Origin of the sequence: Polynucleobacter sp. MWH-Adler-W8 (genome assembly GCF_001889925.1) — a bacterium.
Taxonomy (GTDB): Bacteria; Pseudomonadota; Gammaproteobacteria; order Burkholderiales; family Burkholderiaceae; genus Polynucleobacter.
The window spans coordinates 124692-147990 of record NZ_LZFI01000005.1 but is presented as its reverse complement, the minus strand read 5'-3'; the positions used below and the strand labels follow the sequence as shown (position 1 = coordinate 147990).

General features: G+C 46.2%; 22 protein-coding genes. 15 read left to right on the top strand and 7 right to left on the bottom strand.

Going from position 1 to position 23299, the window contains the following annotated elements; genetic code table 11:
• Positions 1–17 precede the first annotated feature (17 nt).
• Positions 18–863 (bottom strand): orotidine-5'-phosphate decarboxylase, encoded by an 846-nt coding sequence (pyrF, locus tag AOC28_RS07505; RefSeq protein ID WP_072583349.1) that lies wholly within the window; start codon positions 861–863, stop codon positions 18–20.
• A 73-nt stretch (positions 864–936) separates the two neighbouring features.
• Between pyrF and corA the strand changes: the two genes are divergently transcribed.
• Positions 937–1902, top strand: coding sequence for a magnesium/cobalt transporter CorA (gene corA, locus AOC28_RS07500; protein ID WP_072583348.1), 966 nt, complete (start codon positions 937–939; stop codon positions 1900–1902).
• Between the two features lie 20 nt (positions 1903–1922).
• Here corA and AOC28_RS07495 read toward each other — a convergent pair whose 3' ends face one another.
• Genes AOC28_RS07495 through thiL form a run of 3 tightly spaced genes read right to left on the bottom strand, consistent with a single transcriptional unit; the run spans position 1923 to position 3984 of the window.
• Positions 1923–2402, bottom strand: coding sequence for a CinA family protein (locus AOC28_RS07495; protein WP_072583347.1), 480 nt, complete (start codon positions 2400–2402; stop codon positions 1923–1925).
• Positions 2402–2962 carry a phosphatidylglycerophosphatase A gene (locus AOC28_RS07490; protein ID WP_072583346.1) on the bottom strand — a complete coding sequence of 187 codons (561 nt, stop codon included), beginning with the start codon at positions 2960–2962 and terminating at the stop codon, positions 2402–2404. The genes AOC28_RS07495 and AOC28_RS07490 overlap by 1 nt, the downstream gene beginning before the upstream one ends.
• Positions 2959–3984, bottom strand: coding sequence for a thiamine-phosphate kinase (thiL, locus tag AOC28_RS07485; protein WP_072583345.1), 1026 nt, complete (start codon positions 3982–3984; stop codon positions 2959–2961). The genes AOC28_RS07490 and thiL overlap by 4 nt, the downstream gene beginning before the upstream one ends.
• Before the next feature lie 105 nt (positions 3985–4089).
• On the opposite strand from thiL, the gene AOC28_RS07480 reads away from it, so the two are divergent.
• Both AOC28_RS07480 and AOC28_RS07475 read left to right on the top strand, forming a co-directional pair.
• Positions 4090–6411, top strand: coding sequence for an NADP-dependent malic enzyme (locus AOC28_RS07480; RefSeq protein WP_072583344.1), 2322 nt, complete (start codon positions 4090–4092; stop codon positions 6409–6411).
• A 128-nt stretch (positions 6412–6539) separates the two neighbouring features.
• Positions 6540–7160, top strand: a complete 621-nt coding sequence (locus AOC28_RS07475; RefSeq protein WP_072583343.1) for a barstar family protein — start codon at positions 6540–6542, stop codon at positions 7158–7160.
• Between the two features lie 33 nt (positions 7161–7193).
• Here the strand turns inward: AOC28_RS07475 and AOC28_RS07470 are convergent, their stop codons facing one another.
• Positions 7194–7955 (bottom strand): 16S rRNA (uracil(1498)-N(3))-methyltransferase, encoded by a 762-nt coding sequence (locus tag AOC28_RS07470; protein WP_072583440.1) that lies wholly within the window; start codon positions 7953–7955, stop codon positions 7194–7196.
• A 43-nt stretch (positions 7956–7998) separates the two neighbouring features.
• On the opposite strand from AOC28_RS07470, the gene tkt reads away from it, so the two are divergent.
• Positions 7999–9990: a transketolase gene (gene tkt, locus AOC28_RS07465; protein ID WP_072583342.1), complete on the top strand. Its 1992-nt coding sequence runs from the start codon at positions 7999–8001 to the stop codon at positions 9988–9990.
• Between the two features lie 41 nt (positions 9991–10031).
• Positions 10032–11060, top strand: coding sequence for a type I glyceraldehyde-3-phosphate dehydrogenase (gene gap / locus AOC28_RS07460; protein WP_072583341.1), 1029 nt, complete (start codon positions 10032–10034; stop codon positions 11058–11060).
• Between the two features lie 146 nt (positions 11061–11206).
• Here gap and fur read toward each other — a convergent pair whose 3' ends face one another.
• On the bottom strand, positions 11207–11659 hold the full coding sequence (gene fur / locus AOC28_RS07455; RefSeq protein ID WP_072583439.1) for a ferric iron uptake transcriptional regulator: 453 nt from the start codon (positions 11657–11659) through the stop codon (positions 11207–11209).
• A gap of 82 nt (positions 11660–11741) precedes the next feature.
• Between fur and AOC28_RS07450 the strand changes: the two genes are divergently transcribed.
• The 10 genes from AOC28_RS07450 (at position 11742) to hemL (ending at position 22397) form a co-directional block, all read left to right on the top strand.
• Positions 11742–12425 (top strand): outer membrane protein assembly factor BamE, encoded by a 684-nt coding sequence (locus AOC28_RS07450; protein ID WP_237767768.1) that lies wholly within the window; start codon positions 11742–11744, stop codon positions 12423–12425.
• A gap of 68 nt (positions 12426–12493) precedes the next feature.
• A complete protein-coding gene (gene dapB / locus AOC28_RS07445) occupies positions 12494–13294 on the top strand; it encodes a 4-hydroxy-tetrahydrodipicolinate reductase (RefSeq protein ID WP_072583339.1) in 801 nt (266 codons plus the stop codon).
• Positions 13295–13336: 42 nt separating this feature from the next.
• On the top strand, positions 13337–16009 hold the full coding sequence (gene leuS / locus AOC28_RS07440; RefSeq protein WP_072583338.1) for a leucine--tRNA ligase: 2673 nt from the start codon (positions 13337–13339) through the stop codon (positions 16007–16009).
• A 14-nt stretch (positions 16010–16023) separates the two neighbouring features.
• Positions 16024–16548: an LPS assembly lipoprotein LptE gene (lptE, locus tag AOC28_RS07435; RefSeq protein WP_072583337.1), complete on the top strand. Its 525-nt coding sequence runs from the start codon at positions 16024–16026 to the stop codon at positions 16546–16548.
• Between the two features lie 14 nt (positions 16549–16562).
• Entirely contained in the window at positions 16563–17624 is a 1062-nt protein-coding gene (gene holA, locus AOC28_RS07430; protein ID WP_072583336.1) for a DNA polymerase III subunit delta, read from the top strand.
• An 18-nt stretch (positions 17625–17642) separates the two neighbouring features.
• Positions 17643–18920 (top strand): glutamate-5-semialdehyde dehydrogenase, encoded by a 1278-nt coding sequence (locus AOC28_RS07425; protein ID WP_072583335.1) that lies wholly within the window; start codon positions 17643–17645, stop codon positions 18918–18920.
• A gap of 29 nt (positions 18921–18949) precedes the next feature.
• Positions 18950–19375, top strand: coding sequence for a CopD family protein (locus tag AOC28_RS07420; protein ID WP_072583334.1), 426 nt, complete (start codon positions 18950–18952; stop codon positions 19373–19375).
• Between the two features lie 69 nt (positions 19376–19444).
• Entirely contained in the window at positions 19445–20881 is a 1437-nt protein-coding gene (locus AOC28_RS07415) for a THUMP domain-containing protein (protein ID WP_072583333.1), read from the top strand.
• A 30-nt stretch (positions 20882–20911) separates the two neighbouring features.
• A complete protein-coding gene (locus AOC28_RS07410; protein WP_071464595.1) occupies positions 20912–21082 on the top strand; it encodes a rubredoxin in 171 nt (56 codons plus the stop codon).
• Positions 21083–21095: 13 nt separating this feature from the next.
• Positions 21096–22397, top strand: a complete 1302-nt coding sequence (gene hemL, locus AOC28_RS07405; protein ID WP_072583438.1) for a glutamate-1-semialdehyde 2,1-aminomutase — start codon at positions 21096–21098, stop codon at positions 22395–22397.
• Between the two features lie 35 nt (positions 22398–22432).
• Here hemL and AOC28_RS07400 read toward each other — a convergent pair whose 3' ends face one another.
• Positions 22433–23272 carry a symmetrical bis(5'-nucleosyl)-tetraphosphatase gene (locus AOC28_RS07400; RefSeq protein WP_072583332.1) on the bottom strand — a complete coding sequence of 280 codons (840 nt, stop codon included), beginning with the start codon at positions 23270–23272 and terminating at the stop codon, positions 22433–22435.
• Positions 23273–23299 lie beyond the last annotated feature (27 nt).

Here is a 23299-nt window from a genome sequence, read left to right as displayed (position 1 = left end):
TTTCTTGTTTTATTTAACTATTTGTTTGCAGCTGCTCGAAGTGCATCCCGAGTACTCATGGCAACGACTCTAGCCGCTTCAGCAAAATCAGCGCCTGAGCTGGCATACAGAATCGCTCGGGAAGAATTGATGATCATCCCTGCTCCTGGTTTGCCGGTTATTTTTCCCGCGCTGACAGTGGCATCAATATCACCACCTTGAGCACCTATCCCTGGAATCAATAAGGGCATATCACCAACAATGGCGCGTACCTTGGCAATTTCTTCTGGGAAAGTAGCGCCGACTACCAGGCTGATCTGATCAGAACTATTCCACTGTTGTGCAGCCAGCTTAGCCACATGCAGATAAAGAGGCTCGCCATTGGGTGCCACATTCAGGAACTGCAAATCTGACCCGCCAGGGTTGGATGTGCGGCAGAGGACAATAACTCCTTTGCCTGCGTGCTTTAGGTAGGGCTCGATCGTGTCAAAGCCCATGTATGGGTTCACGGTTACAGCATCAGCGCCGTATCGATCAAAGGCCTCCAGAGCGTAATGGTCAGCAGTGCTGCCGATATCTCCACGTTTGGAATCCAGGATGACTGGGATGTGGGGGTATTTATCTTTGAGGTGCTTGATTAGTTTTTCTAGTTGAGCCTCTGCTCTTTGGGAGGCAAAGTAAGCAAATTGAGGTTTGAAGGCGCAGACCAAATCCGCGGTCGCATCTGCGATTTCTCGGCAGAACTCATAGATGCCCTCGGCATTCCCTTGTATGGGGAGGGGCAAGCGCTTTGGATCCGGGTCAAAACCAACACACAGCATGCTGCCTTGGGAAGCCCATGCGGATTGGAGTTGCTGGTTAAAGGTATTTAAGCGAGAGTTCATTGGATTTGGCTTATTTTAGTGAAACTGTCATGTTCGATAGGATAAACTAGCGCACATTCCTTAGGAGTTCACCATGATCAACTTGTTCGTCCTGCAAAATGGCCGCCTCTCCCAAGAGCAAGTCGAAGATCGCAATGAATTATTGCAATATGCCAATCCTATCTGGATTGACGTGGTTGATCCAGAAGAAGAGGAATTAATTTGGATTAAAGAGGCATTTGGCGTACTTTTGCCTGAGTTGGATGACTTGGGTGACTTAGAAGCGTCTGCGCGTTATTTTGAAGCAGATGATGGCCACCTCCACATCCGTACTGATTTCTTATTGGATGAAGAAGAAACCTCTCGCAACGTTAGAGTAGCGTTTGTTCTGACCAAGCAAGTGCTGTTCTCAATTCATGACGAAGATTTGCCAGTGTTCCGTTTAGTTCGCTTGCGTGCCCGTTTGCGTCCTGGTTCAGTGAGCAATGCAAAAGATGTGTTGCTAGATTTGTATTCAACCGATGCTGAGTATTCTGCTGATGCCTTGGAAGAGGTTTATGAAAACCTGGAGCAAGCTGGTAAACGAGTCTTGCAAGATGATATTAATGATGCGGATGCCGAGCAAGTCCTCGAAACCATTGCCAAAGAGGAAGATACCAACGGACGCATTCGTCGTAACGTGATGGATACCCGCAGAGCCTTGTCCTTCCTTATGCGCAGCAAGTTACTTTCTGATGAGCAGCAGGAGGAAGCGCGTCAAATTTTGCGCGATATCGACTCTCTGGAAAACCATACTGCTTTCTTATTCGATAAGATTAACTTCTTGATGGATGCTACCGTAGGTTTTATTAACTTGAACCAATCCAAGATCATCAAGATCTTCTCGGTGGTATCGGTAGCCTTAATGCCACCAACCTTGCTTGCCAGTATTTGGGGTATGAACTACAAGCACATGCCTGAGTTAGATGCGACTTGGGGTTATCCAATGGCGATTGTTGCAATGGTAATTTCAGCAATCATTCCACTCTGGTATTTCCACAGCAAAGGCTGGATGAAGTAATTAGCAGTCTGTATTTGCGCTTAACTTCTGAGTAGTGCGATTAACTCAGTCAGTGCAAATTCGGTTGCTTGCTGCCTTACTGCTTGACGATCACCGTCAAAATGCATGGTTTTAGTGAGGGTTTGATTTTCAGTCGCCCAGCCAAAACAGACTGTGCCTACGGGCTTCTCAGCGGTCCCGCCTGACGGGCCGGCAATCCCAGTGACAGAAATAGCTACATCACTTCCTGAATTGATCCGCGCACCTTCGGCCATGGCCTTAGCCACTGGCTCGCTGACAGCCCCATAGGACTCAATTAGCTGAGCTGGGACCGCCAGGCACTCCGTTTTTGCTTCATTGCTGTAAGTGATATAGCCACGTTCAAACCACTCGCTTGAGCCTGCAAGTTCAGTCAGGGTGGCAGATACAAGACCACCAGTACAAGATTCTGCGAGCGACACCATCCAATTTCTAGAAAGCAAAATCTCGGCTAATGTTTTGGTGAGATCAATTGAGTTCATTATCTAGTGAGAAACTGTATCAAGGCTACTGCGAGCAGTGTACAAAATGCAGCAGCAAGATCATCCACCACAATTCCAAACCCTCGCCAAATGATTTGCAAGAAGCTTGATCGCTGAGTGCTATTACTTGCTGTATTTTTAAAGTGACGATCAATCATGCCAATAGGTCCTGGTTTGATGGCATCAAAAAATCGGAATAGCGCAAAAGCAATAAACTGCATCCAAGCATTAGCTGGCATGATGAAGATAAGCACCAGCCAGAACGCGACGATCTCATCCCAAACAATACCGCCAAAATCTTTTTTACCAAGCTCTTCGCTGACATGGCCGCAGATCCAGCAGCCGAGCAAAATGCCGCCACCAATGATCCAGAGAAAGTCTGCCGTACTGAAAAAGTATTCACCTATTAGAAATGCAGCCCAGGCCCAGAGCGTGCCGGCAGTGCCTGGAGCTACAGGGCTTAATCCGCTACCAAAGCCAAAGGCAATAGTGCGACTGGCAGTTTGAAAAACCCATTTGAAGTTTGGTATCACTTCTGCGGAATGCTCAACATTGGTCATCGTGCGAAGTGGTCAAATGAGTTGAGGAAAGGAGCTGCTTGTGAATCACTCAGGAGAGCTCCTGATGCATCTAGTAAATATACTCTTGCCTGATCATCTTTTTTCGGAAGTATTTTTCCAATCAGTGTTAGTGGCAAGTGAAGTGACTTACCAATCTCCTGTATTTTTTTCTGCTGGCTTGATGGTGCAGTAAAGCAAAGCTCATAATCATCACCACCACATGCAGCAAATAAATTTTGAATAGAAGATTCTTGTTTTTTCAAGATGTTCGATTTTGGTAGTTGGCCCAGATGAATTTGCGCATCCACTTGCGATTGCTTCAAGATATGGCGTAAATCACCTAACAAGCCATCAGAGATATCTAAAGCTGCGCTCGCCACATTTCTTAATTGAATGCCTAATTCAATGCGCGGCTTTGGTTGATGCATATGGTTTTCGATTCGTTGTAAATCTTCGCTAGATAGATTTATTTCATGACGCAGTGCAGCAAGAGTAAGTCTGGCATCTCCAACCGAACCCGAGACCCAAACGTCATCACCCGTCTTTGCTCCAGATCTGCGAATAGCATTGCCGGCAGGGATGCTGCCAAAGGCGGTGATCGAGATGGTTAGGGGGCCTGCAGTGGTATCGCCGCCGATAAGGGGGCAGGAATACTCCTTAGCAATGGCAAAAAGCCCTTTAGAGAAAGCTTCTAGCCAGACTTCATCTACTTTTGGTAGGGCGATTGCCAAAGTAAACCCCAGCGGACTTGCCCCCATGGCTGCGAGGTCTGAAAGGTTAACTGCTAGGGCTTTGCGGGCCAATAGGGCGGCATCGGCGCCAGCAAAAAAGTGCCTGCCCTCCACCAACATATCGCTGGTAATGGCTATTTCTTCATTTTCTGGTGGTTTGATCAGGGCGCAGTCATCACCAATACCCAAGGTAACACTTTGATCTGCTTTAGAGCGCGTTGAATCCGCGCCCGTTTTGAAAAAACGTTCAATCAGGTCAAATTCACCGAGGGGGGTGGAGCGAGAAGACATGCCCCATTTTATGGCGGTTATGAGGTGAATGTCCGAGAGGAATAGAATTGAAGTCTTATAAGTCTTAACTAAATGAAGATAAGACAGAACTTAGCGAGTTAGTGGATGAGCAAAGAAAATAATAAAGAGCAACAAATTGCAGCCTTAAGAGAGGCAGCGCTTCAGTACCACGAGTTTCCGACTCCGGGAAAAATTGAAATTGCACCAACAAAGCAATTAACCAATCAACGAGACTTAGCCCTTGCATACACGCCTGGCGTTGCAGCTCCTTGCGAAGAGATTGTTAAAGATCCGGCAAATGCATTCAAGTACACCGCCCGTGGAAATTTAGTTGGCGTTATTACCAACGGTACTGCTGTTTTAGGTTTGGGAAATATTGGACCGCTGGCAAGTAAGCCGGTGATGGAAGGTAAAGCGGTTCTTTTTAAGAAGTTTGCTGGCATTGACGTTTTCGATATCGAAGTTAATGAAAGCGATCCCGATAAGTTAGTAGAAATTATTGCGGCACTAGAGCCAACGTTTGGCGGCATTAATTTAGAAGATATTAAAGCGCCTGATTGTTTTGTCGTTGAGCGTAAGTTGCAAGCACGCATGAAGATCCCAGTCTTTCATGATGACCAACACGGTACAGCGATTGTGGTTGCAGCCGCCATCATCAATGGTTTGAAGGTGGTTGGTAAAAAAGTAGAAGAAGTTAAGTTGGTTACCTCAGGGGCGGGTGCTGCTGCGCTAGCTTGCTTAGACCTATTGGTTGATTTAGGTATTCAGCGTAAAAATATTTGGGTTACTGACTTGGCTGGTGTTGCATACAAAGGCCGTAAAGAGTTGATGGACCCTGAAAAGGAGCCGTTCTGCCAAGATACGGATTTGCGCACGCTTGATCAAGCGATTGAAGGTGCAGATATTTTCTTAGGTCTTTCTGCTGGCGGTGTGCTTAAGCAAGACATGGTGAAGAAGATGGCGCCGAAGCCATTGGTTTATGCCTTGGCAAATCCAACCCCAGAAATCTTGCCTGAAGAAGTAAAAGCGGTTCGTCCAGATGCAGTGATGGCAACGGGCCGTACTGATTATCCGAACCAAGTGAATAACGTTTTGTGTTTCCCGTTCATCTTCCGCGGCGCATTGGATGTGGGTGCAACAACGATTACCCGTGGCATGGAAGTCGCAGCTGTAAAGGCAGTAGCGGAATTGGCTCAAGCAGAACAGAGCGAAGTGGTTGCTTCTGTTTACGGTCTCGATAACTTATCCTTTGGCCCGGAGTATTTAATTCCAAAACCATTTGATCCACGTCTCATTACAGTCATTGCTCCTGCGGTTGCTAAGGCGGCAATGGATGATGGCGTGGCTTCACGTCCGATTAAAGATTTCGATGCCTATCGCAATCAGTTGCAGCAATTCGTGTACCACTCAGGTACTTTGATGAAGCCACTCTTTAGCATTGCTAAACGTGTACCAGCAAATCAAAAACGTATTGTGTTCGCTGAGGGTGAAGATGAGCGTGTATTGCGTGCAGTGCAGATCATCATTGATGAGCATCTTGCTACCCCAATTCTGATTGGTCGCCCAGCAGTGATCGAGCATCGTATCGAGAAGTTTGGCCTGCGTATGAAGGCGGGAGATGACTTTGAGATTGTGAATCCAGAGAATGATTCACGCTTCCGTGATTTCTGGCAAACCTACCTTGCACTCACAGAGCGTAAGGGTGTAACTCAGTCGTTTGCTAAGTTGGAAGTGCGTCGCCGCAATAGCTTGATTGGAAGTCTGTTGATTCAAAAAGGCTTTGCCGATGGCATGATTTCTGGCACAGTCGGCAATATCGCTACGCACTTGAAATATATTGATGAAGTGATTGGGCATGAGCCTGGTGCAAATGTATATGGTGCGATGTCAGGTTTGATTCTTCCCGGTCGCCAAGTATTTTTAGTGGATACTCATATCAATCTTGATCCTACTGCTGAACAGTTAGCAGACCTCACTCTCATGGCTGCAAGTGAAATGAGAAAGCTAGGACTAGCTCCTAAAGTTGCATTACTTTCCCATTCCAATTTTGGTTCTAGCAACGCCCCTTCTGCAGTCAAGATGCGTGAAGTGTTGGCATTGCTCCAAAAGGCAGATCCAACTTTAGAGGTTGACGGAGAAATGCATGGCGATAGCGCTTTAGATGCAAGCATTCGTGAAGGTGCAGTATCTTCATCTTCACTGAAGGGCGATGCCAACCTATTGGTCCTGCCAAATATCGATGCTGCCAATATTTCTTATAACTTGCTAAAAACAGCAGCAGGCAATGGCATTGCAATCGGCCCCTTGTTGCTAGGCGTTGCTAAGCCAATTCACATTCTCACTCCAGCCGCAACTGTGCGCCGTATTGTGAATGTGACAACTTTGGCGGTTGTAGAGGCAGCGAGCAACGCCAGAGGCATTACGTAAGAATCGGTAACATATGTAAGTTAGCAATAACTTACATATGTTATTTCTATATAAATCAGTGCTTTACATAAAATGCACTGTATTTGGGCTTGATTTGATGGCGTGTTACGGGTAACCTAGCACCCATCATGAATAATCGCTCTGAAAACAGCAATACAGCCAGCTTCGATGAACATAGCCGTGCTGAAAGTTGGGATAGCAATGATCGACTGGAAACCGAATCATCCGCTGCCAACATTTATGCTGAAGGCGGTTTATCTCGTTTACAAACCTATGCAGCAAATCAAGTTTCGGGGAAAAAAGTGACAGCTTCTTGGCGTGCCGCTTTGGCCGTTCGCGATGCCGGACCGCCGGCAATGTTGCGCAGTGTGCGCCCTAATATCGTTCAATCCATTCGCGCTTTCCGCACTCCTGATTTGCAGGAAGCGGCAACTGAATTGGGTCAACACTTTATTTATGCCAATTGCGCCAATGCTATGACTAAAGGTGAAGTATTGGAGTCAATTGCGATTGCCTACAAATTTACTAAGCAGCAGGCAAAAAATTACGATCCTTTGTTAGATGCCTTGACGACTACCGTAGACAAGTCTGGCCCACAGCCTGGATTTGTAGTGGTGCTCGAAGGACTGCCTTGCACTCAGAAGTTTGACAAAGAAGCTCGTGAAACATTGTTGGATGTTTTCCGCGATGCCGTTGATTTCTGGGCCGAGCGCCGCACTCCATACCGCGTCTTCTATTCTTTTGCTTAATCGCTAAAGTCTTGTAAGCCCTATAAATCGCCTCTATTTGAGGCGATTTTGCATTTCAGGATTCCATATGCTGTGTACGGCTGTAATAGCCACTACACCCGCTGTTTCTGTTCTGAGTACCCGCTCCCCCAGTGAAACCAATTGATAGCCTGCTGCTTGCGCTTGTGCCTCCTCTTCAGGGGTATGACCTCCTTCGGGGCCGATCATTAAGACGATATCTTGGGGATCATTTTGTATTAGCACTGAATACAGGCTTTTGGTGGCATCTGGACTGAGTAATAACTTAAGTGCGGGTTTGGGGCTCGCCTTCAAATACGCTTCAAACGTTTGAATGGGTTCCAGGCTTGCAAAGACGGTGCGGTCGCATTGTTCGCATGCAGCTTGAATGATCCCTTCCCAGTGGGCTAGACGCTTTTGGGCGCGTTCCTGGTCGCTAGAGCGGGTGAGCTTGAGGATTGAGCGCTCACATTGCATTGGGGCAATATTTTGGGCGCCAGTCTCTACTGCTTTTTCAACAATCCAGTCCATTTTGTCGCCACCAGCTAAGCCTTGAGCCAAAGTAATGGCATATGGGGTCTCGCGGTGGGTATCTGTGCGGATATCCGTCAACTGAACTTGACCCGTTTTTCCGTTCAAAGAGAGTAGTTCCCCCTTGGCTACCTGGCCTTTTCCATCAAATGCAGGGAAAAATTCCCCTGCTTGGACACGTCTCACGCGCAAATGGTGGGCAACCTCTGGGGGGAGGGCGGTTGGCTTTTGGGATTCCCATGGTCCGGGAAGATAAAATTGAGGCATTACTGAAATATAGCCAATTAATTTTCCAGAGACCACTTTTACGATGTCAAATCTTCAAATTCGTATGGCAAATGCCATTCGCGCCTTATCCATGGATGCAGTACAGCAGGCAAATTCAGGTCACCCTGGCATGCCAATGGGTATGGCAGATATTGCTGTTGGTCTTTGGAATGAACATTTAAAACATAATCCAACAGATCCACATTGGATTGATCGTGATCGTTTCGTTTTATCCAATGGCCATGGATCAATGTTGCTGTACTCACTCTTGCATCTTTCTGGTTACGACTTGCCGATTGAGGAGTTGAAAAATTTCCGTCAATTGCATAGCAAAACTCCGGGACATCCTGAGTATGGAATTACTCCCGGCGTAGAAACAACTACGGGTCCATTGGGTCAAGGAATTTCGAATGCAGTAGGAATGGCGCTTGCTGAAAAATTATTGGCAGAAGAATTTAATCGTCCTGGCTTTAATATTGTTGATCACTTCACCTATGTTTTTTTAGGTGATGGTTGTTTGATGGAGGGCATTAGCCATGAAGTATGTTCTTTGGCTGGCACACTCAAACTCAATAAGTTAATTGCATTGTGGGATGACAATGGCATCTCGATTGATGGCAAAGTCGTTTCTTGGTTTAACGAAGATACGCCAAAGCGTTTTGAGGCTTATGGCTGGAACGTCATTCGCGCTGTTGATGGGCATGATGCAGAGGCTGTATCAGCTGCGATTGCAAAGGCTAAAAAGAGCGATAAGCCAACCCTGATTTGCTGCAAGACCGCGATTGGTCAAGGCTCGCCAAATATGGCTGGCAGCGATAAAGTGCATGGCTCGCCACTGGGCGCGACTGAAATTGCTGAAACTCGTGTTGCATTGAATTGGCCATACGCGCCATTTGAAATTCCAAAAGATATTTATGCGGCATGGGATTTTAAAAAGCGCGGTCAAGCTGCCGAATACGAGTGGAATAAAGAATTTCAGAAATACAAAAACAAATTTCCAGAACTTGCTGCTGAATTGCAACGTCGTATGGCGGGTGATTTATCTCAAGATTTTTCATCTACATTAAATGCGTACTTAAAAACTTGCCAAACTAAAGCAGAAACCATTGCGACTCGTAAAGCAAGCCAGAACGCGATCGAAGCTTTGGCACCTGCCTTGCCAGAATTCATGGGAGGCTCTGCCGACTTAACAGGATCCAACCTAACTAATTGGCCTTCATGCAAACCTGTGCGCGCTGATCAATGGGGTAATCACATCAACTATGGCGTGCGTGAATTTGGCATGAGCGCCATCATGAACGGTATTGCCTTGCATGGTGGATATATCCCATTTGGCGGCACATTCTTAACTTTCTCCGATTACAGTCGTAACGCTTTGCGTATGGCTGCATTGATGAAGTTGCGCAGTATTTTTGTCTTCACCCACGACTCAATTGGCCTGGGTGAAGATGGTCCAACCCATCAGTCTGTAGAGCATGTTGCTAGCTTGCGCCTTATTCCAAACCTCATGGTTTGGCGTCCTTGTGACACCACAGAGAGTGCTGTAGCCTGGGGCTCAGCCATTGAACGTAAGAATGGACCTAGCGCCCTAATCTTTAGTCGTCAGAATTGCCCATTTGTATCTCGTACCCCTGCACAAATTAAAGAAATCGCTCGTGGCGGTTACGTTTTGCGTGATCCTTCTGGCAAGATTGATGCAGTCATTATTGCGACTGGTTCTGAAATTGCGCTTGCATTACAAACTGTGCAGCAGTTGGAAAAAGAAGGTTTAGGTATTCGCGTGGTTTCGATACCTTCAACCACTGTTTTTGATCAACAGGATGCTGCCTACAAAGCAAAAGTATTGCCTGCGAATATTCCGCGCATTGCAGTTGAAGCGGGCGTGAGTGATTTCTGGTGGAAGTATGGCTGCGCAGCAGTTCATGGCGTAGATACCTTTGGCGAATCAGCGCCAGCACCAGTGTTGTATGAATATTTTGGATTAACGGCTGACCGGATTGCAAAGACAGTTAAACAATGCATTGCAAAGAAATAATAAAAATACGAAATAAATTCAATATTAGTAAGGGGAAATAAATGACAATTCGTGTCGCAATTAATGGTTATGGGCGTATTGGCCGCATGGTATTACGTGCTCTTTATGAAGATCAAGTAAACGGCAAGCCACGTCGTGATATCCAGATCGTCGCAATTAATGCGATGGGTGATATTGCTATTAACGCGCACCTTACAAAATATGACTCTGCGCATGGCCGCTTCCCAGCAGATGTGTCTGTTGATGGTGATTACATGGTGGTTAATGGCGATCGCATCAAAATGTTCTGCACTCGTAATCCTGCGGAAACTCCATGGGGTGAATTAGGCGTTGATTTGGTTTTGGAATGTACTGGTAAGTTCACTTCAAAAGAAAAGGCCATGATTCATATTGAGCAGGGCGCAAAGAAAGTATTGATTTCTGCTCCTGGTGAAAAAGATGTAGACGCAACTATTGTGTACGGCGTAAATCAAAATGTGCTGAAGCCAAACGATGTGGTTGTATCTAATGCCAGTTGCACAACAAACTGTTTGGCTCCATTAGTTAAACCGCTCTTAGAAAAGATCGGCATTGAATCTGGTTTGATGACTACTATTCATGCATTTACTAATGACCAAGTGTTAACAGATGTGTATCACAAGGATATGCGTCGTGCGCGTTCTGCTGTTACCAGCATGATCCCAACGAAGACAGGTGCTGCTAAGGCAGTTGGTTTAGTTTTGCCGGCATTGGCAGGTCGCTTTGATGGCTTCGCAATGCGTGTACCAGTCATTAATGTTTCTGTTGTCGACCTCACTTTTGCTGCTAGTCGCGCCACCAGCGTTGACGAAGTGAATGCCATTCTCAAGACTGCTAGCGAAGGGGAGCTCAAAGGTATTTTGGGCTTCAATACATTGCCCTTGGTATCCATTGACTTTAACCACGATCCACGCCCAAGTATTTATGATGCCTCCCAAACTCGCGTCTCTGCAGATGGCAAGTTGGTCAAAGTACTAGCTTGGTATGACAACGAATGGGGTTATTCAGTGCAGATGCTCAATGCTGCTGAAGCGTTAATGGCTGTCAAGTAAGAAAAAATAGATAAGAGTAGTTAAGAGTACTTAAAAGTTGTTAAAAAATACTTAAATCTTCTTTTTAGGCTTAATTTTGTAAAAAAGACCTCAATTTGGGGTCTTTTTTGCTTCTGCAGTGATGAAAACTGCTTATTTTGGCAATTTTATTTAGCTTGTTTGTTGCGGCAATTTTTCTTCAGGCAGTGGCCATACATGGCCAAAGAATGCTCTTGGAGCTTAAAACCCAGGTTTTTAGCAATATCGCGCTGCCTTTTTTCAATGGCTTCGTCTACAAATTCCTCTACATGGCCACAATCGATACAAACCAGATGGTCATGGTGCTGACCCTCATTCAATTCATAAATCGCCCTGCTATCACCTTTGCTAGATTCAAAATGGCTACGCAGTAGAAGGCCAGCCCGTTCAAATTGGGTAAGTACCCGGTAAACCGTTGCCAGACCGATCTCTTTGTCTTCTTTGGCTAGGGCCATGAAGACATCTTCGGCGCTAAAGTGGGTTCCGCCGTTTTGATGAAAAAAATCGAGGATTTTCATCCTTGGGCCGGTAGCTTTTAGGCCAATATCGCGTAAATCTTCAGGACTAGGGTTTTGGGTCATATTTATGGCATTGGGAGCTAAAATCAATGTCTTAATGATACGGCCAGCCATGCAAAATTGCCTTGAACTTTTTACCCGCTTTTTGAACCCGTTTTTGAAGGGTGTTTATTCCCCTGCTCGATTGGGGCTGGTGTCCCTGGCTCTATTGGGATTGATGGGAGTGGTTGGATGTACTTCTGCCGTTGATGAAACTCAACGCGCTTGGATGAATAAGGTTTTTAGACCTTATGTTCCAGATGTTGTGCAGGGCAACTTCATTTCTAGCGAGCAGTACGCTAAGTTGCAATTAGGTATGACTCGTGAGCAGGTGCGTCAAATTTTAGGCACTCCGTTATTGGCAAGTTACTTCCATGCGAATCGCTGGGATTATATTTTTGAATTCAAGCGTGCTGGTCAGGTCATGGGCAAAGATCGTCATGTCACAGTGTTCTTTGATGGCGACAAAGTAGTGAAGTTTGACGGTGATGCTTTGCCTACAGAAGTTGAGATGGTTGCCGAGATCGATAACTACTCTAAAACCAAACGTTCATTCTGGGATGTCATTACGGGATCCAATAAGCCACCTGTTACCCCGCCATTGCAGCAACCAGAACTGATGGTGCCAAGTAAAACGGATAATTTGGCAGCGGGTGCGGCCATACCACCAGCTACTACTGGTAGTTCATTCTGGGACTTTTTTAGTTTTTCTAAAAACGATCCAAATGTTCAGCCTGAGCCATTGGGGTCTGGCGCTCTTAATGTTCCGCAGGCTAGTGAAGCCAAGTAAAAATTACTTATGTGTTGATGCTGAAGTGAGTTCCTTCAGCAACTTTTAACCAGAAGCGAAGAAAAATGATGAAGATTGCAATTGCAGGCGCAACAGGCCGTATGGGTAAGATGTTGATTGAGACCGTTCTCAATACAACTGATGCGCAGTTGGTTGGTGCGCTTGAGCATAATGCTTGCCCACAGTTGGGTGAAGATGCTGGCGCCTTCTTGGGTAAAAAAACTGGCGTACTCATTTCTTCTGATGTCCCCCAGGTTTTAGCTAATGCACAATTTTTAATCGACTTCACTAGGCCTGAAGGCACGATGGCCCATTTGGCTGTTGCTGAGAAGACGGGCACCAAAATGATTATTGGTACTACGGGTCTGACTGCCGATCAAATTACGAGCTTGAAAAATGCATCAGCAAAGCTAGCAATTGTTTTTGCGCCAAACATGAGCGTGGGTGTGAATGCCACTTTTAAGTTGCTAGAGATCGCGGCAAAGATGCTCAATCAAGGTTATGACATTGAGATTATTGAAGCGCATCATAAGCATAAGGTGGATGCTCCATCTGGTACTGCACTCAAGATGGGTGAGGTGATTGCGGATGCTTTAGGTGAAAAGCTCGATAACGTTGCCGTGTATGCACGCGAAGGTCATACCGGTGAACGTAAAGAAGGCTCTATTGGTTTTGCAACGATTCGTGGTGGCGATATTGTTGGTGACCATACTGTCTTATTTGCAGGTGATGGCGAACGTATTGAAATCAGTCATAAATCTTCAAGCCGTCAGTCCTATGCGCAAGGTTCGTTGCGTGCAGCCCGTTTCTTGCAAAACCAAAATTCTGGTTTATTCGATATGCAAGATGTTCTCGGCTTACGTAAATAATTAGTCAATCAATTAAAAATAGAAGAAAAGAGTTGTCGAAGAATGAGTAAGGATTACGACTACCGCAGTATTGAAGCGGCAGCGCAAGCTGATTGGGAAAGTGCGCGAGTCTATCAAGTAGCCGAGAACGCAGTGGATGCGCAGGGTAAACAGAAGCCAAAGTACTACGCCTGCTCAATGTTGCCTTATCCATCTGGCAAGCTCCACATGGGGCACGTACGCAACTACACCATTAACGATGTGATGGCGCGTCAGCTCCGTATGCAGGGCTATAACGTCCTCATGCCTATGGGTTGGGATGCCTTTGGCATGCCTGCAGAAAATGCAGCCATTCAGAATAAAGTTCCTCCCGCTAAATGGACCTACGACAACATTGCTTATATGAAAAAGCAAATGGCTGCGATGGGTTTAGCGATTGATTGGTCACGTGAAGTTGCTACCTGTAGTCCTGACTACTATCGTTGGAACCAGTGGCTCTTTTTAAAGATGCTCGAAAAAGGTATCGCGTATCGCAAAACGCAAGTGGTGAATTGGGATCCAATTGATCAAACGGTTTTGGCGAACGAGCAGGTGATTGATGGTCGTGGTTGGCGCTCTGGCGCTTTAGTAGAGAAGCGCGAGATCCCTGGTTATTACTTCAATATCACTGCGTATGCAGAACCATTGCTTTCTGGTTTAGATAGCTTGGGCTGGCCTGAGCGCGTCAAGATCATGCAGCAAAACTGGATCGGCAAAAGCCGTGGTGTACGTTTTGCTTTTAAGCACGATATTGCTGATGATCACGGTAACTTTATTCAAGATGGCCTTTTGTATGTGTTCACTACCCGTGCAGACACCATCATGGGTGTTACGTTCTGCGCTGTAGCAGCTGAGCATCCATTGGCTGCCAAGGCAGCCACTAACAATCCCGAGCTCGCCGCATTTATTGAGAAATGCAAGACCGGTAGCGTGATCGAGGCTGATTTAGCTACTCAAGAAAAAGAGGGGATGTTTACTGGCTTATACGTCACACATCCTTTGACTCATGAGCCAGTGCCTGTTTGGGTTGGTAATTACGTATTAATGTCTTATGGCGATGGCGCAGTTATGGGCGTGCCGGCTCACGATGAGCGCGACTTTGCTTTTGCGCTGAAGTATGACTTACCAATTAAGCAAGTGATTGCGCTCAAAGGCGAGTCGCCAATGTTTAATGCCACTCGTTGGGAAGATTGGTATGCCCAAAAAGAAGGGGTAGTTTGTTTTAACAGTGCTCAGTTTGATGGCTTGTCGCATGAAGAGGCGGTGAGCGCTGTTGCGAAAGAATTTGAAAAGCTCGGCATTGGCGAAATCAAGACTACCTATCGATTGCGTGATTGGGGAATTTCTCGTCAGCGCTATTGGGGTACGCCGATTCCGATTATTCATTGTGGCGATGAGAGCAATTCAGGTTGTGGTGCTGTGCCCGTGCCGGAGGCAGACCTGCCAGTAGTATTGCCGGAAGATTGTGTACCCGATGGCAGTGGTAATCCACTCAATAAGCGCGCTGACTTCTTGAATGTGAAGTGTCCGAAGTGTGGTAAGCCTGCGCGTCGTGAAACTGACACTATGGATACCTTTGTGGATTCCTCTTGGTATTTCATGCGCTATACCGGACCTAATGCTAAGACCATGGTCGATGAGCGCAATGAATATTGGATGCCGATGGACCAGTACATTGGCGGCATTGAGCATGCGATTTTACATTTACTCTATGCGCGTTTCTGGACTAAGGTCATGCGCGATCTCAATCTCATCACGTTTGACGAGCCCTTCCAGAATTTGCTGACCCAAGGAATGGTCCTCAATGAGACCTATTACTCTGAAGATGCTTCGGGTAAAAAGACTTGGCTTAATCCCTTGGATGTGGAATTAGATCTTGATGAGAAGGGTCGTCCGCAAGGCGCCAAGTTGATAGGTGACGCTTCAAATACACCAGTCATCATTGGTGGTGTTGAGAAGATGTCTAAGAGCAAGAACAATGGCGTTGATCCTCAATCATTAATTGATCAATATGGCGCAGATACTGCGCGTTTATTTGTGATGTTTGCCGCCCCTCCTGAGCAACAGTTAGAGTGGTCTGGCGCTGGTGTGGATGGCGCCTCTCGTTTCTTGCGTCGTGTCTGGATGTATTCCAGCGCTCAAGCAGGCGCATTGCGTGACGCTTCTGATAGCTTGCCTAGCAACTTGAGCGATGCTGAAAAAGAACTGCGCCGTGAAGTGCATACGATTTTGAAGCAAGCTAATTTTGACTATCAACGTCGTCAATACAACACGGTGGTTTCTGCTGCGATGAAGATGCTCAATATTCTTGAGCCTATCAAGTTGGAGCAGAATGCTGCCATTAGTGCGCCAGTCTTGCGTGAATGTCTGAGCATCTTATTGCGCGTTCTCTATCCTGTAGTTCCGCACATGACTCATGTGTTGTGGAAAGATCTTGCTTATACAAAGACTTATGGGCCTTTGCTCGATGCTCCATGGCCTTCGGTAGATGAAGCGGCATTGGTGCAGACTGAACTGACTTTGATGTTGCAGATTAATGGCAAGTTGCGTGGTGACATTAAGGTGCCAGCAGATGCAAGTAAAGAGCAAGTTGAGTCATTGGCTTTACAAAGTGAGCCCGCACAAAAAGCTTTGAATGGAAATTCACCGAAAAAGGTCATTGTGGTGCCTGGACGTTTGGTCAATATTGTTGCTTAAATAGAAAAAGAGACATGAGCGTAAATTCCCTTCGTCGTGCAATGCTAGGCTTAATTGCTACTGCCCCATTCAGTGGATTGATCGCTTGCGGCTTTCGTCTGCGCGGTATGGTGGATTTACCATTCAAGGTCATTGCAATTACTGGTAACCCATCCCCACCACTCAGGGCAGACTTACAGACGGCGATTCTGACGGGTACGGATGCGAAAGTTGCTATCAATCCTAAAGATGCAGATCTCATCTTGGAAATTACTAACGATATCAATGGTCGCGAGATTTTGGCTTACAACTCCAACGGTCAAGTCTCTGCATATCGCCTCAATATTCGTGTTGGCTTTAGAGCCTACGACTTGGCTGGAGCAGAAATCGTGCCTGAGGCAGAGATTTACATGACTCGCGATATGGACTTCACGGTTTCCACTGTTTTGGCTACCGATGTTCAAATTCAGCAATTCTTAACCCTCATGCGTAAGGATTTGGCTATTCAAATCTTACGTCGCGTTGCTGCTGCAAGAGCGCAGCAATCAAGAGCTTTCTAGAGGTCAATTAAGGCATGGTTAAAGTTGATGCCTTGCAAGTGCACCTCAAGTCTTTGAGTTCTGGTGGCGCTATGTTGCCGCTGTATGTTTTTAGCGGTGATGAGCCGCTATTGATGATGGAAGCGATGGATCAATTGCGGTCCGCTGCCAAGAAACAAAACTTCACCGAACGCGAAGTGCTATTACAAGAGCGTGGATTTGATTGGAGCGCTCTTCTGAGTGCTGGTCAGACCATGTCTTTATTTGGCGATAAGCGTTGGGTTGAACTACGCATTCCAACTGGTAAGCCTGGACGCGATGGAGCTGACGCTCTTAAGCAGTTCGCATCTCAAATTGCTGCGCAGCCTATCGGGTTAGATGGTCCAGATACAGTTGTCTGTATTGTGTTGCCTCGCTTGGATGGCAAGACCAAGACTTCTGCTTGGTTCAGTGCTTTAGATGATGCTGGTATGGCAATCCAGATTGATTCCTTGGATCGCAGTCATTTGCCACAGTGGATCGCTGGACGACTTAAGCGCCAAGATCAAGAGGTAGGGCCGGGTCCAGAGGGTCAGCGTGCACTTGAATTTATTGCTGAGCAGGTAGAGGGCAATCTCATTGCTGCTCATCAAGAAATTTTGAAGTTGGGTTTGTTATATCCCGTCGGAAAACTAAGCGAGGAGCAAATTCGCTCATCCATTCTGAAGGTAGCGCGCTACAACGTGTTCGAATTGACTGAAGCAATGCTGGCTGGAGATCTGGCTAGGCTCAATCGCATGCTAGATGGCCTCAAAGGCGAGGGTGAGCCGCTGGTATTGATTCTGTGGAGCGTAACTGAAGAGCTTCGAATACTATCTAAATTGAAGGCTGCAAGCGATGCGGGCGAATCAGTGCAGAACTTGATGCGGGCCAACCGGATTTGGGGAAATAAAGAACGTTTATACCCAGCAGCCTTGAGAAGGGTTCAGCCCCTCAAGCTGCGAAGAGCAATGCAGTTAGCTGCAGGACTAGATCGCCAAGTAAAGGGTTTGCATGCGGCTGAATTGCCTGCCGACCCATGGGATGGCTTACGTTTAGTTGGTAATTTACTTCGTTAAGAAATAAGAGATTAAGAAATGAGTTCATCCATTCAAGAAATGATGCAAGACATTGGGATGCGAGCACGCGCTGCATCGCGTGCAATGGCGCGCGCATCTAGCGAGCAAAAGAATCAGGCTTTATTACATATTGCTAAAGTAGTTCGTCAGAAGGCTGCCGAGATTCAGAAGATTAATCAAGTGGATGTAGAGCGTGCGAAAGCAAATGGGCAAGATGCCGCTTTTATTGATCGCTTAACTATGACTCCCAAGACTATTGAAACCATGGCTTTGGGTTTAGAACAAATTGTTTCTTTGGATGATCCGATTGGCAAAATTTCTGCTTTGCAAAAGCAGGCTTCCGGCATTGAGTTGGGTCAGATGCGCGTACCTTTGGGTGTTATTGGCATCATTTATGAGTCTCGCCCAAACGTCACTATCGATGCAGCTGCATTGTGCTTAAAGTCTGGCAATGCCGTGATTTTGCGTGGTGGTTCCGAAGCAATTGATTCCAATACTTTATTAGCCCAGATTATTCAAGAGGGTCTGGCTGCTGCTGGCTTGCCTAAAGATGCTGTGCAAGTAGTGACTACTACCGATCGCAGTGCAGTAGGTGAAATGATCACAATGACCCAATACATTGATGTGATCGTACCCCGCGGTGGTAAGAGTTTGATTGCCCGCCTCATGGCTGAAGCGCGTGTACCGATGATTAAGCACTTAGATGGAATTTGTCATACTTATATTGATGCTGATGCGGACATAGCAATGGCAGTGAAGGTATGTGATAACGCCAAGACTCAACGCTACGCCCCTTGCAATGCGATGGAGACCTTGTTAGTCAATCAAGATATTGCACAGAAAGTCTTACCAACGCTTTGCAAGATTTATCAAGATAAAGGTGTGGAGTTACGAGTTGATAGTTTGACTCGCAAAACCCTTGAGGCAAATGGCTTTCAGAATCTGGTCGATGCCAAAGAAGAAGATTGGCAAACTGAGTACTTGGCTCCCATCTTATCTATTAAGACAGTGGCTAATATTGATGAAGCCATGAATCATATTGAGCAATATGGCAGCAAACATACGGATGCCATTATTACTAATAATAAAGCGCAGGCCGATCGCTTCTTGCGTGAAGTGGATAGCGCCAGTGTGATGGTCAATACCAGCACTCGCTTTGCGGATGGCTTTGAATATGGCTTAGGGGCTGAAATCGGCATCTCTAATGATAAATTGCATGCCCGTGGCCCTGTTGGCCTGGATGGCTTGACCTCATTGAAGTATGTGGTCATGGGTCATGGTGAGATTCGGACCTAAAGTAAAAAGATAAATAGAGCAAACTACATATGAACAACGCCTACCTCTGGGTAAAAACCTTTCACATCGTATTCATCACATCCTGGTTTGCCGGTTTGTTTTACCTGCCCAGAATTTTTGTGAACTTGGCCGAAGAAAAAAACTCTGACGCTTATGCCCGTTTATTGGGTATGGCGGACCGCCTCTTCCGCTTTATGACTATCTTGGCCGTGCCAGCGGTACTACTAGGTCTGACGCTATGGCTTTACTTTGGCATTGGTGCTGGCGGTATCTGGATGTATGCCAAATTGTTCTTTGTGATTTTAGTTATCGGCTATCACCATGCCTGTTTAAGTTTGCTCAAAAAGTTTCGTGCAGGCGTAAATAATCGATCTGGCGTTTGGTTTCGTTGGTTTAATGAAGTCCCAGTGATCTTGCTGGTCATTATTGTTGTCTTAGTGTTGTTTAAGCCTTAAGACCAGTTTTTTAATACCGCTTATTACTATTTTATTTTTTAATCCCCCCATTTAACGACTGTTAGCATCATGAGATTTTTCGTTGTTTGTCCAGGCGGTTTGGAAGTACCGCTTGCCCAGGAGCTAGCAGAGATTGCTGGACGCCCAGAATGTAAGGCCTTGGGGGCATGGGTAATTGATCCTACGCCAACTAGCCCTACGGGTGGCGTTGGTCTTGCTGCACCGATTTCTGCTGCAATGGCGCTGAACTTGCATTCCCGTATTGCGAGTCGGGTGTTATTGCAAATGGCCCAGGCGCCTTATAGGCAAGAAGAAGACTTATATAAATTAGCGAGCGGTTTGGCATGGGAGGAATGGTTTAGTTCAAAGCAAACTTTGCGAGTTGATGTGACGGCACATCGCTCACCATTAAAGAGCTTAAATTTTGCAACGCTCAAAATTAAAGATGCCATCGTTGATCGTTTACGTGACGTGACTGGCGATCGTCCTAGTATCGATACTGCTTTTCCGGACGTACGAATGCAGGCCCATTTAACAGCTACTCAAATCACGATTTATTTGGATACTTCGGGTGAAGCATTGTTTAAGCGAGGTTGGCGCGATGAAAAGGGTGATGCACCTCTAAAGGAAAATTTAGCCGCTGGCATCTTATCGATTACTGCTTGGAAACCAGGCCAAACCCTATTTGATCCTATGTGCGGTAGTGGCACCTTCTTAATTGAGGCTGCGCAGATAGCACTAGGCGTTCCACCGGGCGCTATTCGTGCGGGCATGTATGGCGATGATGCCAAACCAAGTCGATTAGCTTATCGCCCTTTAGTGACATCAGCCCACGGTTTTGGGTTTCAAAGGCTCAAGCCGTTTAATGAAGCTGCTGAGCAAAAGCGCTGGGTAGATTTGAAAGAGGCGGCACTTGCTTTGATGCTGGAAAAGCGTAAGCAATATCCAAATGTCGATGCTCTGAAAATATCCGGTGGCGATATTAACGAGAAATTAGTATCGATGTTCAAAGGTAATTGGCAAAGAGCCCAATTGCCCGATCAGCCAGTGGTACGTCAGGTGGACGCCTTGGCTGCAAAAGCACCGGGCAATCTTAGCGAGGGTGTAATGTTATTAAACCCTCCTTATGGCGAGCGTCTGGTAATTAAGGGTGGACGTGGTCAGGATCGTGCTTCTAGTGAAGATTCTGATTACGATGATGAACCTGATAATCGTTTTGAATTGAACTTAGAGACTGGTCGTCAAAGTGCTAAACGTTCAAGTCGTGAATCCCTGAAGAAGCTTCAAGCCCAAGAAGAGCAGGATCCAAAGTTTGTCGAGTTTTTGCGTCAATTTGGACAGCATCTCAAAGATGATTTTGGTGGCTGGAATATCTTTGTTTTGACTGCGGATATGGCTCTGCCAGGTCAGCTACGCATCAAAGAATCTAAGCGCACCCCTTTATTTAATGGTCCTTTGGAGTGCCGTTTATTCAAGTTCGAGATGCATGCTAAGCGACCAGCTTAAAGTAACTAAAAATATGTGGAGAGCAAGGTAATGGAATTTAAAACGTATATGTGTTTGATCTGCGGTTGGGTTTATGACGAAGCCGCTGGTTTGCCTGATGAAGGTATTGCACCCGGAACCCTTTGGAAAGATGTTCCGATGAACTGGACTTGTCCAGAGTGCGGTGCCCGTAAAGAAGATTTTGAAATGATGGCAATTTAATTCGGAAGCAATGATGGCAAAAGTAGATCAAAACGAAGTTTTATTTGAGCGTGCACAAAAGACAATTCCTGGGGGCGTCAATTCTCCAGTGCGAGCATTTCGTCAGGTGGGCGGAACTCCCCGTTTTGTTACAAGAGCCCAAGGCCCTTATTTCTGGGATGCCAATGATCAGCGTTATATCGACTTAATTATGTCTTGGGGCCCAATGATTGTGGGTCATGCCAATCCTGAGGTGGTGGCTGCGGTTCAGAAAGCTGCTGAAACTAGCTTTAGTTATGGTGCCCCCACTGAAGGCGAGATTGAATTGGCTGAGCGTATCTGTGCACTTATGCCGAGTGTCGAACAAGTGCGTATGGTTTCTAGTGGCACTGAAGCAACGATGAGTGCTTTGCGTCTGGCTCGTGGTTACACTGGCCGTGACTTGATTATCAAGTTTGAGGGTTGCTATCACGGCCATGCCGATAGTCTCTTGGTTAAAGCAGGTTCAGGCTTACTTACCTTTGCCGACTCTACCCAAAATGCGCCTTCTTCTGGTGGTGTTCCACAGGATTTGGTGAAGCACACTTTAGTTCTGCCGTATAACGATGTGGCAGCAATTGAGGAAGTCTTTAAAAAGCAGGGAGATCAGATCGCTGCTGTGATCTTGGAGCCGATTGCCGGCAATATGAATCTCATTCAGCCTTCAAAAGAATTTTTAGCGGCTATTCGAAGTTTGACTAGTAAGCATGGTAGCGTCTTAATCTACGATGAAGTGATGACTGGCTTTAGAGTCGCCTTAGGTGGCGCTCAGTTCTTGCAGGGCATAACCCCTGATCTCACTTGCCTTGGCAAGGTCATGGGCGGCGGCATGCCTATGGCGGCGTTTGGTGGCAAGAAAGAGATCATGAATAAGCTTGCCCCTTTGGGTAATGTTTATCAGGCAGGCACTTTATCCGGTAATCCAGTAGCGGTTGCTGCAGGATTAAAAACTTTGGAGATTATTTCTCGCGAAGGTTTCTACGAATGCTTGACTGGCCAAACAGAAAAGTTAATGGCAGGCTTAAAACAATCTGCAGATAAGGCCGGCGTTCCTTTTGCTGTGGATAGCGTTGGCGGTATGTTTGGCTTTTACTTCGCTGATCAAGTGCCAACTACCTATGAAGCAGTTACTAAAACCAATATTGAGGCGTTTAAGAAGTTCTTCCACTTCATGCTGGATGAAGGTGTGTATTTGGCGCCATCTGCCTACGAAGCCGGATTTACTTCCATAGCACATGACAATGCGGTAATCGATGCGATCATTGCTGCTGCTGAGAAATCCTTTAAAAAGCTTTGAGCTTTAAGGATTAAATAATCAATATTTCTGATTGTTTACATTCTGAGTGGGTGGTCGTAACCACTTACCTGAATGAGCTCTAGATTTTTAGAGTCTTTATTTGAGCTGGAGATTTCTAGGGCAGAGAGCTTGCCGCCCCATACGCAGCCAGTGTCTAAGCCAATCACATTGTGTTGACGTAGCAAGCCCAATGTTGACCAGTGACCGAAATAGGTAAGAACGTCTTGAGTCTTTCTGCCTGGGACTGTGAACCAAGGGATATAGCCTTTGGGACCTTGCTCCAAGCCTTCTTTGCTCTCAAATTCCATTTTTCCAGTTGGTGTGCAGAAACGCATTCTGGTTAAGGTGTTGGTAATCACGCGTAGGCGCTCATAACCTTTCAGAGACTTGCTCCACTGATTTGGTGTATTGCCATACATATTAGCTAGAAAATCTTTATACGATTTATCGCGTAAAGTTTTTTCCACTTCTTGCGCGCATTCAATGGTTTGCTGCAGATCCCATTGCGGCAAGACTCCTGCATGAACTGTTAATACTTTGCCATTGCTCAAAGCCATGGGTCGATTACGAATCCAATGAATCAGCTCTTTGCGATCTGGTGCCGACAGTATGGGTTCAATAGTGTCCAAGCCCTTAGATTTGCGAAGCCCTGCGTCAATCGCTAAGAGATGTAGATCATGATTGCCTAGGATGCATTCAGCACGACCTGATTCTTGTAAGGCTTTGAGTTGGCGTAATGCACCAAGCGAGTCTGGTCCACGATTGACGAGATCCCCCAAAAAAATCATCTTCGATTTTTTTGGAAGTTTCTTGACTAGGGCTTTGAGAGAGGGTGCACAACCCTGTACATCGCCTACGGCGTAGATCTTGCTCATACGCTATCTTAAATCGGAACTGTGAAT

Coding starts and splice junctions, on each gene's coding strand:
- thiL (WP_072583345.1), bottom strand. CDS start 3,984: ATGTCTTCTCGCTCCACCCCCCTCGGTGAATTTGACCTGATTGAACGT.
- pyrF (WP_072583349.1), bottom strand. CDS start 863: ATGAACTCTCGCTTAAATACCTTTAACCAGCAACTCCAATCCGCATGG.
- corA (WP_072583348.1), top strand. CDS start 937: ATGATCAACTTGTTCGTCCTGCAAAATGGCCGCCTCTCCCAAGAGCAA.
- AOC28_RS07470 (WP_072583440.1), bottom strand. CDS start 7,955: ATGCCTCAATTTTATCTTCCCGGACCATGGGAATCCCAAAAGCCAACC.
- holA (WP_072583336.1), top strand. CDS start 16,563: ATGGTTAAAGTTGATGCCTTGCAAGTGCACCTCAAGTCTTTGAGTTCT.
- AOC28_RS07495 (WP_072583347.1), bottom strand. CDS start 2,402: ATGAACTCAATTGATCTCACCAAAACATTAGCCGAGATTTTGCTTTCT.
- AOC28_RS07400 (WP_072583332.1), bottom strand. CDS start 23,272: ATGAGCAAGATCTACGCCGTAGGCGATGTACAGGGTTGTGCACCCTCT.
- leuS (WP_072583338.1), top strand. CDS start 13,337: ATGAGTAAGGATTACGACTACCGCAGTATTGAAGCGGCAGCGCAAGCT.
- hemL (WP_072583438.1), top strand. CDS start 21,096: ATGGCAAAAGTAGATCAAAACGAAGTTTTATTTGAGCGTGCACAAAAG.
- AOC28_RS07420 (WP_072583334.1), top strand. CDS start 18,950: ATGAACAACGCCTACCTCTGGGTAAAAACCTTTCACATCGTATTCATC.
- AOC28_RS07475 (WP_072583343.1), top strand. CDS start 6,540: ATGAATAATCGCTCTGAAAACAGCAATACAGCCAGCTTCGATGAACAT.
- AOC28_RS07490 (WP_072583346.1), bottom strand. CDS start 2,962: ATGACCAATGTTGAGCATTCCGCAGAAGTGATACCAAACTTCAAATGG.
- dapB (WP_072583339.1), top strand. CDS start 12,494: ATGAAGATTGCAATTGCAGGCGCAACAGGCCGTATGGGTAAGATGTTG.
- tkt (WP_072583342.1), top strand. CDS start 7,999: ATGTCAAATCTTCAAATTCGTATGGCAAATGCCATTCGCGCCTTATCC.
- gap (WP_072583341.1), top strand. CDS start 10,032: ATGACAATTCGTGTCGCAATTAATGGTTATGGGCGTATTGGCCGCATG.
- AOC28_RS07410 (WP_071464595.1), top strand. CDS start 20,912: ATGGAATTTAAAACGTATATGTGTTTGATCTGCGGTTGGGTTTATGAC.
- fur (WP_072583439.1), bottom strand. CDS start 11,659: ATGACCCAAAACCCTAGTCCTGAAGATTTACGCGATATTGGCCTAAAA.
- lptE (WP_072583337.1), top strand. CDS start 16,024: ATGAGCGTAAATTCCCTTCGTCGTGCAATGCTAGGCTTAATTGCTACT.
- AOC28_RS07415 (WP_072583333.1), top strand. CDS start 19,445: ATGAGATTTTTCGTTGTTTGTCCAGGCGGTTTGGAAGTACCGCTTGCC.
- AOC28_RS07480 (WP_072583344.1), top strand. CDS start 4,090: ATGAGCAAAGAAAATAATAAAGAGCAACAAATTGCAGCCTTAAGAGAG.
- AOC28_RS07425 (WP_072583335.1), top strand. CDS start 17,643: ATGAGTTCATCCATTCAAGAAATGATGCAAGACATTGGGATGCGAGCA.